Below are 15573 nucleotides of genomic sequence, written 5' to 3'. Positions count from 1 at the left end.
AAGTACCCATGAGCATTACGCGTTACGGCACCGGCAGCACCGCCGCTGGTGGTCAGCCACGTCCTTTCGCCCGCGCTGTTGAAGCGGATGGCTGGCTGCATGTGTCCGGGCAGGTGCCGGCGGTGGATGGCGAGATCATTATTGGCGGCATCGTCGAGCAGACCCACCAGACCATGAAGAACCTCATCGCGATTCTCGAAGAGGCCGGTTATGGCCTGGAAGACGTGGTGCGTGCCGGAGTGTGGCTGGATGATCCGCGGGATTTCAGCAGCTTCAACAAGGTGTTTGGCGAATACTTCAAACCGGAACATGCCCCGGCGCGGGCCTGTGTGCAGGCGAGCATGATGGTCGACTGCAAGGTCGAGATTGATTGCATTGCGTACAAGAAGAAGGCTTGAGTCAAAGGCTCTCCCTCACCCTAACCCTCTCCCGGAGGGAGAGGGGACTGATCTCTATCGATGCAGACTCCAGCGTTTGTCAGCTAGTCATGCATTGATACGGTCAGGCTCCCTCTCCCCCTGGGAGAGGGCGGGGGGTGAGGGTGACGATCCAACTGACACAACTTCACGAGCCCGTTACCATCCCGGCAACTTTTATGGGAACCACTGACATGACCGAAGACACCATCAAGCGCCGGGCCCGTGGTCTGGACCGGGCGTTCGATATCCTCGATTTCCTCAAGGAAATCGGCCAGCCGCTGCGTCCCAACGACATCGCCAACGGTATCGGCAGCCCGAAATCCACGGTCTACGAACTGGTCGCGTCCTTGCTGGAACGGCGGATTCTGGAACCGGTGGGCAAGGACGGTCACGTCTATCTCGGCCGTCAGTTGTATTTCCTCGGGCAGGCGCATTTGCGTCATTTCGACCTCAGTCGCGAGGCCGATCACGCTTTGCAGGAGATCGTCAGCCAGACCCGCGAGACCGCGCAGATGTGCCTGCTCAACGGGCGCAAATACACGGTGGCATTGATGAAGGAGGGCGAGCGGCATTTCCGCATTTCTTCCGACATCGGCGAAAACGCGCCGATCCCGTGGACCGCCTCCGGGCGCCTGTTGCTGGCGCATTTGAGCGACCAGCAGATCATCGACCTGATCGACGAAGACGACTACATCCTGCCCGACGGCGAACGCTTGCCGCTGGAACGCTTTCTGGCGGAAATCCGTCAGGCCGGCATCGACGGATTCTTTTCTTTCGACAGCGTCGCCGACACCTTCACTCATTGCTTCGCCGCCCCGGTCAAAGACCTTTACGGCGTGGCCATCTGCACCCTGTGCATCGTCGCTCCACGGGCCGATGCGAAGAACAATTACAACGACTATCGCCGGGTACTGATCGAGAGCGCCAACAGCCTCGCCCGGCGGATCAACGAATAATCGCGACTGCCTGCGGCCGCGAATGAACGCGAGGAGTTTGACCATGACGACTGCCATCAATACTGCTGTGGAAAAGGGCGACGCCGCCATCGGCGCGCACCTGGTGCGTGACGTCAGCCTGCCGGCGCTGGTGCTGCACCGCGAAGCACTGGAGCACAACATTCGCTGGATGCAGAAGTTCGTCAGCGACAGCGGCGCCGAACTCGCGCCTCACGGCAAGACCAGCATGACCCCGGCGCTGTTCAAGCGTCAGCTCGACGCCGGCGCGTGGGGCATCACCCTCGCCAGCGCCACCCAGACCCGCGCTGCTTACGCCCACGGTGTACGGCGGGTGCTGATGGCCAACCAACTGGTTGGCACACCGAATATGGCGCTGATTGCCGATCTGCTCGCCGACCCGACGTTTGATTTCTATTGCATGGTCGATCACCCGGACAACGTCGCCGATCTTGGCGCTTACTTCGCCTCGCGCGGCGTGAAGCTCAACGTGATGATCGAGTACGGCGTAGTCGGCGGCCGTTGCGGTTGCCGCAGCGAGCAGGAAGTCATCGAGCTGGCCAAGGCGATCAACGCGCAACCGGCGCTGGCCCTGACCGGTATCGAAGGTTATGAAGGCGTGATTCATGGTGATCACGCGGTCAGCGGCATTCGCGAATTCGCCGCGTCACTGGTGCGTCTGGCCGTGCAGTTGCAGGACAGCGGCGCGTTTGCCATCGCCAAACCGATCATCACTGCTTCCGGTTCGGCGTGGTACGACCTGATTGCCGAATCGTTCGAAGCGCAGAATGCCGGCGGCCGCTTCCTCAGCGTGTTGCGTCCGGGCAGCTACGTGGCGCACGACCATGGTATCTACAAAGAAGCGCAATGCTGCGTGCTCGACCGTCGCAGCGATCTGCACGAAGGCCTGCGTCCGGCGCTGGAAGTCTGGGCGCACGTGCAATCGCTTCCGGAGCCTGGGTTTGCGGTGATTGCCTTGGGCAAACGTGATGTCGCATTCGATGCCGGTCTGCCGGTGCCGTTGTTGCGTTACAAGGCCGGATTGGTGCCGGCGGTGGGTGAGGACGTTGGCGCGTGCAAGGTCACGGCGGTGATGGATCAGCATGCATTCATGACTGTAGCGCCGGGGGTTGAACTGCGCGTGGGCGACATCATTTCCTTCGGCACTTCGCACCCGTGCCTGACCTTCGACAAGTGGCGTGTGGGATTGCTGGTGGACGAGCAGTTGTCGGTGATCGAGAGCATGCAAACCTGTTTCTAAGTCTCGAAACCGTGTAACGGCCATCGCTGGCAAGCCAGCTCCCACAGTTTTTTGGTGTACACAACATTTGTGAACGACCGAAAACCCTGTGGGAGCTGGCTTGCCAGCGATGAGGCCAGACCAGACACCATCGATCAACCAGAGACACCACAAGATGACCAGCCTGAGCCCATTGGGCCCCAACACCCCGCGCATCGCCCTGATCGGCGAATGCATGATCGAACTCCAGCAGCGTGCCGACGGCAGCCTGCAGCAAAGCTTTGGCGGCGATACCCTCAACACCGCCGTCTACCTGTCCCGCGCCTTGGGCGACAAGGCCCAGGTCGACTACGTCACGGCGCTGGGCGATGACAGTTTCAGCGACGCCATGTGCGCCAGTTGGGCCGACGAAGGCATCGGCCTGCAAAGGGTGCAACGCCTGCCCGGACGGCTGCCCGGCCTGTATTGCATCCAGACCGATGCCAATGGCGAACGGCGTTTTCTCTACTGGCGCAACGAAGCCGCCGTGCGCGATTGCTTCACCACGCCGGCCGCCGAACCGATTCTGGCCGCGCTGGCGGATTACGATGTGCTGTATTTCAGCGGCATCACCCTGGCCGTTCTTGGTGCCCAGGGCCGCGACCGTTTGATCCAGACCCTGATCGAAGCCCGCCAACGCGATGCGCGGATCGTCTTCGACAACAACTACCGGCCCCGTTTGTGGGCGTCACCGGAAGAGGCACGGGCGGCTTACCGCAGCGTTCTTCCGCACATAGACCTGGCGTTATTGACGGTGGATGACGAGCAGGCACTGTTCGGTTTTGCCGATTGCGCTGCGGTATTCGAGGCTTACGCGCAGATCGGCACGCCGGAAGTGGTGCTCAAGCGCGGCGCCGAAGCATGCCTGATCCGCTGTGATGGCGAAGCGTTTGAAGTGCCGGCGCAGAAGGTTGAAAAGGTGGTGGACACCACGGCGGCGGGGGACTCGTTCAGTGCGGCGTATCTGGCCAGCCGTCTGATGGGTGGCAGTCCGGCCGAGGCGGCAGAGGCAGGGCATCAGTTGGCCAGTCGGGTGATTCAAGTGCCGGGGGCATTGATTCCGAAATAGGCGGTGAATGGCCGCTTGCTGCGCAATCGGTTCGCGAGCAGGCTCGCTCCCACATTGGACTACGTTCTCCTGTGGGAGCGGGCTTGCCCGCGATGGGGTCCTAAAGACAACCCTAATCCCGGTAAAACACCTGCACCAGGTGATAACCAAACTTGCTCTTGATCGGCCCATGCACCGTGCGTAAGGGCTTCTTGAAGATCACCGCATCAATCGCACCGACCATCTGCCCCGGCCGCACTTCACCCAGATCACCGCCGCGCTTGCCGGACGGGCAGGTCGAGTATTTCTTCGCCAGCACATCAAACGCTTCGCCCTTGGCAATGCGTTGTTTGAGCTGTTCGGCCTCTTCGGCGGTTTTCACCAGAATGTGGCGGGCTTGGGCTTTCATCTTGCGGTACCTGATAACGGGGTGACGGCGGGGCGCGGATTATGCCTCAACTCAAGGCGTTTGGCTGATCATCGTGCGGATCTTGCTGGCCAGCAGTTCAATCGAAAACGGTTTGGCCACCATGTCCATGCCATCCTCCAGGAAGCCCTGACGCTCGGCGGCATTCTGCGCATACCCGGTCATGAACAGCACTTTGAGCGTCGGGCGACGCTGGCGGGCGATCTCTGCCAGTTGCCGACCATTCATGCCCGGCAGGCCAACGTCGGTGACCAGCAGATCCACGCGCAAATCCGACTCCAGCAGCGGCAGGGCGGTCTTGGCGTCTTCCGCTTCATGAGCCTGGTAACCCAGGCTCTTCAACAGATCGGTGACCAGCATGCGCACCGCCGGGTCATCTTCGACCACCACCACGGTTTCACCTGTTGCAGTGGGCGACGTCTGCTCGATCGGCTCGACAGACGGGAATTCAGGCTCGATGCCATGCAAGCGCGGCAAGTACAGGCGCACGCAAGTGCCCTGGCCCGGCAAACTGTCGAGGCTGACATGGCCGCCGGATTGCTGGGCAAAACCATAAATCATCGACAACCCGAGGCCGGTGCCCTGGCCGATGGGTTTGGTGGTGAAAAACGGATCGAAGGCCTTGGAGCGCACCGAAGGCGTCATGCCGGTGCCGTTGTCGCTGACCGCCAACATCAAGTAGTCGCCAGCCTTGACCGGTTCCAGCGTCGTAAGGTCACTGCCATCGAGATAGACGTTGGCCGTCTCGATCAGCAGCTCACCGCCCTCGGGCATGGCGTCGCGGGCGTTGATCACCAGATTGAGCAGGGCATTTTCCAGTTGGCTGACATCCGTGCTGACCGGCCACACGTCTTCGGCCAGACGCAAGGTGAGTTCGATCGGATCGCCCTTGGTGCGACGGATCAGATCCTCCAGCGAATGGATCAGCTCGTTGACGTTCAGGGTCTTGCGATCCAGCGACTGGCGCCGCGAAAACGCCAGTAAACGGTGGGTGAGGGCGGCTGCACGGTTGGCCGAGGACACCGCTGCTTCGGTGAAACGGCCGATCTCGTCGGCCCGACCATTGGCGATATAGCGTTGCATCAGGTCGAGGCTGCCGATGATCCCGGTGAGCATGTTGTTGAAGTCATGGGCGATGCCGCCAGTGAGCTGGCCGACCGCTTCCATCTTCTGCGCATGGCGCAACGCATCTTCGGCGCGCTCACGCTCGAACATCTCGTTCTGCAAACGTTGATTGGCCTGCGCCAGTTGATCCGTGCGGGCACTGACTCGCTCCTCAAGGGTCTCGTTGAGATTGCGCAGTGCTTCTTCGGTCTTTTTACGTTCGGTTTCGTCGATCACGAAAATGTAGAAACCGTTGACCGCGCCATCGGGGCCGTGACGCGGCAAGTAATTCATCAGCGCATGCCGGGCGCTGCCGTCACGGTGATGGGTATAGAGGCTGAACGAGCAGGGGCGGCCAGCCAGCGCTTCGGCGATATACGCTGCGCGCAGAAAATAGGCCTCTTCGCCGATCACTTCGCGAATCGTGCGGCCGTACAACTCCTGCGGAGTCAGCCCGTACCAGTCGAGATACGCCGCGTTGTTCAGACGAAAACGTTCTTCGTGGTCGACGTAACTAATCAGGATCGGCATGGCGTTGATGATCAACTGCAGCTCGGTCTGGCTTTGGCGCAACGCCTGTTCGGTATGTTTGCGTTCGGTCAGATCCAGGGCAGCACCGAGGAAGCGCATCGGGCGGCCATGGTGATCCTTGTAGCAGCGCCCGCGGGCAAACACCCAACGCTGTTCGCCACCAGGCAGCAACAAGCGGTATTCCTCCGCATATTCAGTGCCGTGAGTGATGCAATGCTTGATGCTGCGGGCGACCAGCGCGCGGTCTTCGGGATGCACGCCGTGCAGGTAATCGCTGATGGGCAACTGCGCGGCGCGCGCCGGATCGATGCCGTGCAACTGGGCGAAATGGGCGTCGGCAATGAAGCGATCTTCGCCGATGTCCCAGTCCCAGGTGCCCACTGCATCAGTTGCGGCAAGCGCCAGTTGCAGGCGCTCTTCGGTTTCGCGCTGGGCCTTGAGGCTGTCATCGGAGCGCTGTTGCAGTTCCAGCGCGATGCGCCGGCGCTCGTTGGTTTCGATGGCGGTCACCAGAATCCCGGCCACTTGCGCGCTCTCATCGCGGATTGGACTGTAAGTCAGATCAAGCCAGAAATCCGATTCCTTGCCCTCACGCTGCAAGGTGAAACGCCGCTCACTGTAGGTGCGCACCTGGCCTTGTAGGACGGCGCTGTAAATCGGGTCAGTAAAGTCTCGAAGTTCTGGCCATATCTGGTGCGCAGGTTGTCCGAAAGCGTGCGGATGCTTGCTTCCGGCGAGCAGGGCAAAGCCGTTGTTGTAGATCTGCGTCAGCTCCGCACCCCACAGCAGCAACATCGGCATCGGCGAATGAATCACGATGTCCACCGCGGTTCGCAAGCTCTGCGGCCAGGTGCCAGACGCGCCCAACGGAGTACGACTCCAATCCGTTCGGGCGATCAATACTTGGGCATCGTCAGTGGTCGGTACAGCGTTCATTACATCAGTCCTGAGCATCAGTCGGTGAGACGGCGTCTACTATCCTAGTTCGGTAGACGCGGTTTGGCCCCTTGCGTCACGGCGCGGGCCCTCTCTGTTCATTGCAAGCTTCACGGGTGCTTTTTGTCATGGAAATCGACGCACTGCTTAAACAACTGGCAAGCCGGCACGGTTCGGATCTGTTTCTGTCCACGGGCGCGCCACCCAGTGCAAGGTTCGACGGCGTGCTCACGCCGCTAAGCGAGCAACCCTTCAAACCCGGCGAGTTGGCGACTGTCGCCACCTCACTGATGGACGCCGAGCAGCGCCGGGAGTTCGACCGGGATCTGGAAATGAACCTGGCGATCTCGCGTACCGGGATTGGCCGCTTCCGGGTCAACATTTTCAAACAGCGCAATGATGTGTCGATCGTGATCCGTAACGTCAAACTCGACATCCCGCGTTTCGAAGATTTGAAGCTGCCGGCCATACTGCTTGAAACCGTGATGCTCAAACAGGGCCTGATCCTGTTTGTCGGCGCCACCGATTCCGGTAAGTCGACGTCATTGGCAGCGCTTATCGACCACCGCAATCGCCATAGTAGCGGGCACATCGTCACCATCGAAGACCCGATCGAGTACATCCACCGGCATCAACGCTCAATCATCAACCAGCGAGAAGTCGGCGTCGACACCCGCAGTTTTCACGCTGCGCTGAAAAACACTCTGCGCCAGGCGCCGGACGTGGTGCTGATCGGCGAAATTCGTGACCGCGAAACCATGGAGCATGCGCTGGCGTTTGCCGAGACCGGGCATCTGGTGCTTTCAACCCTGCATGCAAATAACGCCAATCAGGCGCTGGACCGGATCACCAACATGTTCACCGAAGAGCGTCGCCCGCAGTTGTTGCATGCGCTGGGCAACAACCTGAGGGCCTTTGTCTCACAGCGGTTGGTGCGCACGCTGGACGGACAGCGCAGGGCCGCGGTCGAGGTCATGCTGGGTACACCGACAGTGACGGATCTGATTCGTCGAAACGAATTCACCGAGTTGAAGGGCATCATGGAGAAGTCTGCCGAGCTTGGCATGCAGACGTTTGATGCCGCACTGTTTGCGCTGGTGGTGGAGAAAGTGATCAGTGAGGAGGAGGCGCTCAAACATGCGGACTCGGTAAACAACCTGCGGTTGCGTTTGAAATTGCATGACGATGCCGGCCCCGGGTTGCCGCCATCCTCCTCGGGTGAGTGGGGATTGATGGACTAGAGGATCAACAGCTCAATTCACTTCTGTCGCGAAATTGTTCTAATGCTTGCGGGTTGGCCAGTGCATCGGTGTTTTTCACCGGCTCCCCGTGCACCACGTTTCTCACGGCAAGTTCCACGACTTTGCCGCTGATGGTGCGCGGAATATCCGTGACCTGAACAATCTTCGCCGGTACATGACGGGGTGTGGTGTTCGCGCGGATCACCTGACGGATCTGCTCCTGCAGGGGTTCATCCAGTGCAACGCCATCCTGCAACCGCACAAACAGCACCACGCGCACGTCATCCTGCCACTGCTGCCCGATTGCCACGCTGTCGAGCACTTGCGGGACTTTTTCCACCTGCCGATAGATCTCCGCTGTACCAATGCGCACGCCGCCGGGATTGAGCACGGCGTCGGATCGACCGTGAATCATCATCGCGCCGTGGGGCAGTTGTTCGGCGTAATCGCCTTGCGCCCAGACGCCGGGGAACAGGCTGAAATAGGATTTGCGCAGTTTTTCTCCGTCGGCATCGTTCCACAAGCCGATCGGTATCGCCGGGAAATGCCGGGTGCAAACCGGTTCGCCTTTCTCGCCGATCAGCGGTTGGCCGGCGTCATTCCACACCTCAACCGCCATGCCCAGACTTTTGCCCATGATTTCGCCGCGACGTACCGCCGACAGCGGATTGCCGTTGACGAAGCAGGAAACGATATCGGTGCCGCCGGACATCGAGGCCAGGCAGACGTCGGATTTGAAATCGCGGTAGACGAAGTCGTAGCTCTGTGGTGACAGCGCCGAACCCGTGCAAAGCAAGGTTTTCAGGTGGCTCAGATCGTGGCTTTCGCGAGGCTTGAGGCCGCTGCTCTCCAGCGTCGCGAGAAATTTCGGGCTGGTGCCGAAGACGCTGACACGTTCGTCCTGAAGCAGATCCGGCAAGCGCTGTTCGTCCGGATGAAACGGCGAGCCGTCGTACAACACCACAGCACTGCCGACCGCAAGCGCCGAGACCAGCCAGTTCCACATCATCCAGCCGCAAGTGGTGTAGTAGAACAGGCGATCGCCGGGGCCGAGGTCGACATGCAGACCGTGTTCCTTGACGTGTTGCAGCAGGACACCGCCGGTGCTGTGCACGATGCATTTCGGCACGCCGGTGGTGCCGCTGGAATACAGCACGTACAGCGGATGCGCGAACGGCACCGGCACGAAACGCGGCTCACCGCCGGGGTGGTAAAACTCTTCCCACAGCGTGACATCCGCCTGCGTCCGGTAATCCTGCACGCGAGCCTGCGGGCGCGCGTAGGGCACGATGATCAACTGTTGCAGCGTCGGCAGTTGCGCCAGAATTTCATTGAGCTTGGTTGTCTGGTCGATCTCTTTGCCAGCGTAACGATAACCGGCGCAGGTGATCAGCACCTTCGGCTCGATCTGGCCGAAGCGGTCGATCACCCCGTGGGTGCCGAAGTCCGGAGAGGAACACGACCAGATCGCTCCGAGGCTGGTGGTCGCCAGCATCCCCACCAGCGTCTGCCAGGTATTGGGCATGCATGCCGCCACCCGGTCGCCGAGGCCAACGCCCGCTGCTTGCAGACTGGCTTGGAATCCTGCGACCTGACTGGCCAGTTCGGCCCAGGTCAATTGCTCGCGCTGACCGTTCTCCGCCACGCTGATGACCGCAACGGCATCGTCGCGCCGCCGCAACAGGTGTTCGGCGAAGTTCAGGGTGGCGCCGGGAAACCATTCGGCACTGGGCATTTTCGTGCCCTCACGCAGGACCGCGTCGGGTTGGGTATGGAAGCTGATGCCGAAAAAATCGACGATGGCCTGCCAGAACGCTTCACGCTGATCGATGCTCCACTGGTGCAGGGCAGGGTAGTCGTCAAGGTCCAGCGAATGGCGCTGATTGACCAAGCGCCGGAACGTGTCCATGCGCGAATGGGCGATACGGTTGGCGTCGGGTTGCCAGAGGATGTCGGACATTGTTTGCCTCTTGTTATCTGATTCACGCACAAGGTCAGGATCACACCGGGTCAGTTGAAGATTTACTGCGCCAGCCATCCCCCATCAATATTCCACGCCGCCCCGCGCACCTGGCTACCAGCCTCGCTGCACAGGAACAACACCAGTTCACCCAGATGCTGCGGCGTGACGAACGCCAGTGACGGCTGCTTCTCGGCCAGCAAATCGTGTTGCGCCTGCTGCGGATCGACACCCGTGGCAGCACGGTCGTCGATCTGCTTCTGCACCAGCGGCGTCAGAACCCAGCCCGGGCAGATCGCGTTGCAGGTGACGTTGCTGGTCGCGGTTTCCAGACCGACCACTTTGGTCAGGCCGATCACCCCGTGTTTCGCCGCAACGTAGGCAGCCTTGCCGGTTGAGCCGACCTGACCGTGCACGGAGGCGATATTGATGATTCGGCCCCAACCCTTGGCGCGCATGCCCGGCAAACTCAGGCGCGTGCTGTGAAACACCGACGAGAGGTTGATGGCGATGATCGAGTCCCAGCGCTCGATCGGGAACTCTTCAACGGCGGCGACATGCTGGATGCCGGCGTTGTTGACCAGAATGTCGACGCCGCCAAATTCGCGCTCGGCGTAGTCGACCATGTCGGCGATCTGCGCCGGATCGCTGACGTCGGCCGGGTGATGGCCGACCTTGCCGCCGAACTGCGCGACCTCGGCAATCACCGGGGCAGCATCGCCGAAACCATTGAGAATCACGTTGGCCCCGGCCTTTGCCAGCACGAGGGCAATGCCCAGACCGATGCCGCTGGTGGAGCCGGTGACCAATGCAGTCTTGCCAGAAAGAGTCGTCATGAATGCCTCACACAATGCCAGTGGCGTAGAAAGTGCCGATCACTACAAAAACCGCCAGGGTCTTGATCAGCGTAATACAGAAAATGTCTTTATAAGCTTCGCGATGGGTCAGTCCGGTGACCGCCAGCAGCGTGATTACCGCGCCGTTGTGCGGCAGGGTGTCCATGCCGCCGCTGGCCATCGCGGCCACGCGGTGCAGCACTTCCAGGGGAATGTTCGCTGCGTGTGCCGCGCTGATGAACTGCTCGGACATCGCCGCCAGCGCAATGCTCATACCGCCCGAGGCAGAGCCGGTGATACCGGCCAGCAACGTCACGGTAATGGCCTCGTTGACCAGCGGATTGGGGATTTGCTTGAGCCAGTCGGCCAGCACCAGAAAGCCCGGCAGTGACGCAATCACCGCGCCGAAGCCGTATTCCGAAGCGGTGTTCATCGCCGCCAGCAGCGCACCGCTGACCGCACTTTTGCTGCCCTCGGCGAGTTTGCTGCGAATCGCCTGAAAGCCGAACGCCAGTACCATCAGAATCCCGACCAGCAATGCCGCCTGCACCGCCCAGATCGCCGTCAGTTTGGCGATTTCGGTGGTGACCGGTGTGGCCATGCCCGGCAGTGCGAGGCTGTGGGTCTTGCCGTACCACTGTGGAATCCACTGGGTGAACAACAGGTTCATGATGCCCACCGCCAGCAGGGGCGACAGCGCAATCCATGGGTTCGGCAGCTTCAGGTCTTCGGCGGTTTCCGGTTCGTTGCGCAGCTCGGTGCCATAGCCTTCACCGGCGCGCTGGGCCTTGTTGCGTTGGCGCTGGAGAAACAGCATACCGGCGCAGAACACGAAGATCGTGCCGATCACCCCCAGCCACGGCGCCGCCCATGCAGTGGTGTTGAAGAAGGTGCTGGGGATGATGTTCTGGATTTGCGGCGTGCCGGGCAGGGCGTCCATGGTGAACGAAAACGCGCCGAGGGCGATGGTGGCCGGGATCAGGCGTTTGGGGATATTGCTCTGGCGAAACATCTCTGCCGCAAACGGGTAGACCGCGAACACCACCACAAACAGCGAAACGCCGCCGTAGGTGAGCAGGGCGCAGACCAGCACGATCACCAGCATCGCCTGCTTGGTGCCCAAGAGGCGAATCGCTGCCGCAACGATCGAACGCGAGAACCCCGAGAGCTCGATCAACTTGCCGAACACGGCGCCGAGCAGGAACACGGGAAAGTACAGCTTGATGAAACCGACCATTTTTTCCATGAACACCCCGGTGAAGGCAGGGGCGACGGCGGAAGGGTCGGTGAGCAGGACCGCGCCGAGGGCGGCGATCGGGGCGAAAAGGATGACGCTATAGCCACGGTAGGCCGCCAGCATCAGCAGCGCGAGGGCTGCCAGGGCAATGATCACACTCATGGTGTGTCTCTCCGGAATTGTTATTTTTGTGGTTGAAACGGGTGTAGGAGAGCGCTTAGCGAGTTTTGTGCCAGATAGGTAAGCTATTGAAATATATGGATTTAATGAGGTTTCTGGAAGGCGGGAAAATTAAATTGTCTCTGTCTAGAGATTTTTGTTGGACTTGCTGACGTCATCGCTGGCAAGCCAGCTCCCACAGGAACTGTGATTAACCTGTGGGAGCTGGCTTGCCAGCGATGCTTTTGATGGTGTCTTTTTTTTGAGAGAAAAGTCTCTTTATTGAGACTCGGCGATTCCCAGCGCCACCATTTTTTTGTACAGGGTCGAGCGTCCAAGCCCCAGTCGAGCCGCTGTCTCCGGCACCTTGCCTGCGCATTGCGCGAGAGCAGATTGAATCAACTGCCGGTCAAATCGTTCCCGCGCCTGAGCGAAGGTTTCTTCGGTCAGCGCTTCAACCATCGGTGCCGAAGTTCGCTCCACCGGGGAAAACGTGCCAATGGCCGCGCGTATGTCATTTTCCGTCAGCATCAGGTCGTCACTGAGCAGCGCCGCCCGTTCCAGCACATTGCGCAACTCGCGAATATTGCCCGGCCAGGCATGCTGGCCAAGCAGGGCCAGCGCTTCGCGGTTCAGTTCATGCTGGCTGCGCAGCTCTTCAAGAATGGCTTCGCTGAGCGCTGGCAGGTCATCCAGTCTGTCCCGTAACGGCGGCACGTTGATCGGCAGCACGTTGAGTCGGTAATACAAGTCGGCGCGGAACTCGCCGCGTTTGATCGCCGCTTGCAGATCCGTTGACGTGGCGGCGATTACCCGCACATCGCTCTGAATCACTTCGTTGGAGCCCACAGGCTCGAACTCCTTTTCCTGCAACACACGCAGCAGTTTGCTTTGCAGCGGCAGCGGCATGTCGCCAATTTCGTCGAGGAACAACGTGCCGCCCTGAGCGATTTGCAGTTTGCCGGTGCGGCCCTTGCGATCGGCCCCGGTGAAAGCGCCTGGCGCTGTGCCAAAAAACTCGGCTTCCAGCAGGGCTTCGGGAATCGCCGCGCTGTTGATGCTGACAAAGGCTTTGTGCGCCCGGGGCGAGGCGCTGTGGATGGCCTGGGCCAGCAGCTCTTTGCCGGTGCCGGTTTCGCCGAGCAGCAACACCGGGGACTCGGCGCTGGCACTGCGCCGAGCACGGCGTTTGACTTCGAGGCTGGCGGCGCTGGTGCCGATGAAATGCGCAAAGTTGTACTTGGTCTGTCGCGCCCGCAGCAATGAACGAGTCGACGCCAGTTCTTCCTGCATGCTCAGATAACGCTTGAGCATCGGCGAGAGGGTGCGCAACTCATCGAACAAGGCAAAACCGATGGCGCCGATCACGCTGCCGGCGTCGTCGTGAATCGGCAGACGCATGACCACCAACGGCTCTTTTGGCGTGTCCTGCATGTCGAGCAAGATCGGCCGGCCGGTGCGCACCACTTCGCGCAAGAGACTGCCGGGGATCACACTTTCACACGGCTTGCCGATGGCGCCTGCGGCGGATTCCAGACCAAACCGGCGGGCATAGCGCTCGTTCATCCAGACGATGTTGGCATCGCGATCGACAATCACCGTGCCTTCGCTCGATTGCTCGATGATCTCGAACAACGAGCGGATCGCCAGGGTGCGAACCCGTTGGTAGTCCTTGAGGCTTTCGGTGGTGTTCATGAAGGCTGATCCGCAGTTTTGGTTGACAGTGCCGACGCCATCGCTGGCAAGCCAGCTCCCACAGTTTTTCTGGTGAGCACAGTATCTGTGAACGACCGAAAATCCTGTGGGAGCTGGCTTGCCAGCGATGGCCGCGACTCGGTTTCAAATCGAGTGCCGATTATGCCTACCCCGGATGCGCCGCCGCCAACAGCTCTTTGGTGTACGGATGCTGCGGCGAATCAAACACCTCGTGACTGGCCCCGCGCTCGACCACTTTGCCGTCCTTGATCACGATCATGTCGTGGGCGAGGGCGCGGACCACCGCCAGGTCGTGGCTGATGAACAAGTAGGTCAGACCGTGTTTTTCCTGGAGCTGGCGGAGCAGGGCGACCACTTGTTTTTGTACCGTGCGGTCGAGTGCCGAAGTCGGTTCGTCCAGCAGGATCAGCGCCGGTTTCAATACCAGTGCGCGGGCGATGGCGATGCGTTGGCGCTGACCGCCGGAAAACTCGTGGGGGTAGCGATGACGGCTCTGCGGATCCAGGCCCACTTCCTTAAGTACGCGGATCACTTGCTCATCGCATTCATCGGCGGTCGATTCGCAATGCACTTCCAGGCCTTCGCTGATGATTTGCGCCACCGACATTCGCGGGCTGAGGCTGCCGAACGGATCCTGAAACACCACCTGCATCTGCCGCCGCCACGGGCGTAGCTGTTTCTGGTTGAGGCCATCGAGCGCTTCGCCCTGGAAGCGGATGCTGCCTTTGGAATCGAGCAGCCGCAGGATCGCCTGGCCCAGCGTCGACTTGCCTGAACCGGATTCACCGACAATGCCCAGGGTCTTGCCGCGCTGGATGTTCAGGCTGATGCCATCCACCGCGCGCAGGTATTGTTTGCGCTGAAACAGCCCGCCGCCGACGACGAAATCAACCCGCAGATCATCGACTTCCAATACGTTTTCACGCTCATCCCGGGGCAGGGCTTCACCCTCGGGCTCGGCGTTGAGCAGAACGCAGCTGTAAGGATGTTTCGGTTCGGTGAACAGGGTTTCGCAGGGCGCTTGCTCGACGATCTCACCGGCCTTCATCACACAGACGCGCTGAGCAATGCTGCGCACCAGATTGAGGTCGTGGCTGATCAACAGCAGCGACATGCCCAAGCGTTGTTGCAAGGATTTGAGCAGCAGCAGGATCTTGCGTTGCACGGTGACGTCGAGGGCGGTGGTCGGCTCGTCGGCGATCAATAGCTCCGGTTCGCAGGCCAGTGCCATGGCGATCATCACCCGTTGCCGTTGTCCGCCAGACAGTTGATGCGGATACGCCTTGAGCCGTTCCTCGGGTTTCTGGATGCCGACGAGGCCGAGCAGTTCAACAATCCGTTGTTGCGCCGCTTTGCCACCGAGGCCCCGGTGCAGCAACAGGGTTTCACCGATCTGCTTTTCGATGGTGTGCAGCGGATTGAGCGAGGTCATCGGCTCCTGAAAGATCATGGCGATGCGATTACCGCGCAGCTCGCGCAAGACCTTGGGGTCAGCCCCGACCAGTTCCTGCCCGCGATAGCGAATACTGCCGGTGGTTTGCGCTTCCGATTCGGGGAGCAATTGCAGAATCGAATGGGCCGTTACCGATTTGCCCGAACCGGATTCGCCGACCAGGGCCAGGCACTCGCCGGCGCGAATATCCAGGCACAGGTCGCGCACCACGGTCTGGCCATGGAAGGCGACATTGAGATTTCGGATTTCAATCAGGTTGTCAGTCATGGCCACG

At 60.6% G+C, this 15573-nt stretch carries 12 protein-coding genes; 5 read left to right on the top strand and 7 right to left on the bottom strand.

The window, feature by feature from the left end; genetic code table 11:
• Positions 1-8: 8 nt before the first annotated feature.
• The 4 genes from KI231_RS16650 to kdgK all read left to right on the top strand — a co-directional run bounded on the left by KI231_RS16650 (position 9) and on the right by kdgK (position 3720).
• Positions 9-398, top strand: coding sequence for a RidA family protein (locus KI231_RS16650; RefSeq protein ID WP_103302344.1), 390 nt, complete (start codon positions 9-11; stop codon positions 396-398).
• Between the two features lie 212 nt (positions 399-610).
• Positions 611-1375, top strand: a complete 765-nt coding sequence (locus tag KI231_RS16645; protein ID WP_103302343.1) for an IclR family transcriptional regulator — start codon at positions 611-613, stop codon at positions 1373-1375.
• 43 nt (positions 1376-1418) lie between these two features.
• Entirely contained in the window at positions 1419-2633 is a 1215-nt protein-coding gene (locus KI231_RS16640; protein WP_212809138.1) for an amino acid deaminase, read from the top strand.
• Between the two features lie 154 nt (positions 2634-2787).
• Entirely contained in the window at positions 2788-3720 is a 933-nt protein-coding gene (kdgK, locus tag KI231_RS16635) for a 2-dehydro-3-deoxygluconokinase (RefSeq protein WP_212809137.1), read from the top strand.
• Positions 3721-3832: 112 nt separating this feature from the next.
• Here the strand turns inward: kdgK and KI231_RS16630 are convergent, their stop codons facing one another.
• Positions 3833-4108, bottom strand: a complete 276-nt coding sequence (locus KI231_RS16630; protein ID WP_025112520.1) for a peptidylprolyl isomerase — start codon at positions 4106-4108, stop codon at positions 3833-3835.
• 51 nt (positions 4109-4159) lie between these two features.
• The gene (locus tag KI231_RS16625) at positions 4160-6697 is read right to left on the bottom strand and encodes a PAS domain-containing hybrid sensor histidine kinase/response regulator (protein WP_212809136.1); all 2538 of its coding nucleotides are present in this window, start codon (positions 6695-6697) and stop codon (positions 4160-4162) included.
• 128 nt (positions 6698-6825) lie between these two features.
• Here KI231_RS16625 and KI231_RS16620 point away from each other — a divergent pair, with 128 nt between their 5' ends.
• Positions 6826-7938: a PilT/PilU family type 4a pilus ATPase gene (locus tag KI231_RS16620; protein ID WP_212809135.1), complete on the top strand. Its 1113-nt coding sequence runs from the start codon at positions 6826-6828 to the stop codon at positions 7936-7938.
• Between the two features lie 4 nt (positions 7939-7942).
• On the opposite strand, the gene KI231_RS16615 is transcribed toward KI231_RS16620, so the two are convergent.
• From KI231_RS16615 to KI231_RS16595, 5 genes are all read right to left on the bottom strand, one after another.
• Positions 7943-9898, bottom strand: a complete 1956-nt coding sequence (locus tag KI231_RS16615) for an acetoacetate--CoA ligase (protein WP_212809134.1) — start codon at positions 9896-9898, stop codon at positions 7943-7945.
• A 62-nt stretch (positions 9899-9960) separates the two neighbouring features.
• Complete coding sequence (gene hbdH, locus KI231_RS16610; RefSeq protein WP_103302337.1) at positions 9961-10734, bottom strand: 3-hydroxybutyrate dehydrogenase; 774 nt, start codon at positions 10732-10734, stop codon at positions 9961-9963.
• Between the two features lie 7 nt (positions 10735-10741).
• Entirely contained in the window at positions 10742-12133 is a 1392-nt protein-coding gene (locus KI231_RS16605) for a GntP family permease (protein ID WP_077573126.1), read from the bottom strand.
• 276 nt (positions 12134-12409) lie between these two features.
• The gene (locus tag KI231_RS16600; protein ID WP_212809133.1) at positions 12410-13825 is read right to left on the bottom strand and encodes a sigma-54 interaction domain-containing protein; all 1416 of its coding nucleotides are present in this window, start codon (positions 13823-13825) and stop codon (positions 12410-12412) included.
• Positions 13826-13991: 166 nt separating this feature from the next.
• The gene (locus KI231_RS16595) at positions 13992-15566 is read right to left on the bottom strand and encodes an ABC transporter ATP-binding protein (RefSeq protein WP_212809132.1); all 1575 of its coding nucleotides are present in this window, start codon (positions 15564-15566) and stop codon (positions 13992-13994) included.
• Positions 15567-15573: the final 7 nt, after the last annotated feature.

It is taken from the genome of Pseudomonas sp. Seg1 (assembly GCF_018326005.1).
In the GTDB taxonomy this organism is placed as follows: Bacteria; Pseudomonadota; Gammaproteobacteria; order Pseudomonadales; family Pseudomonadaceae; genus Aquipseudomonas.
The sequence above is the reverse complement of the archived record's forward strand: the minus strand, read 5'-3'. Positions and strand labels throughout refer to the sequence as shown.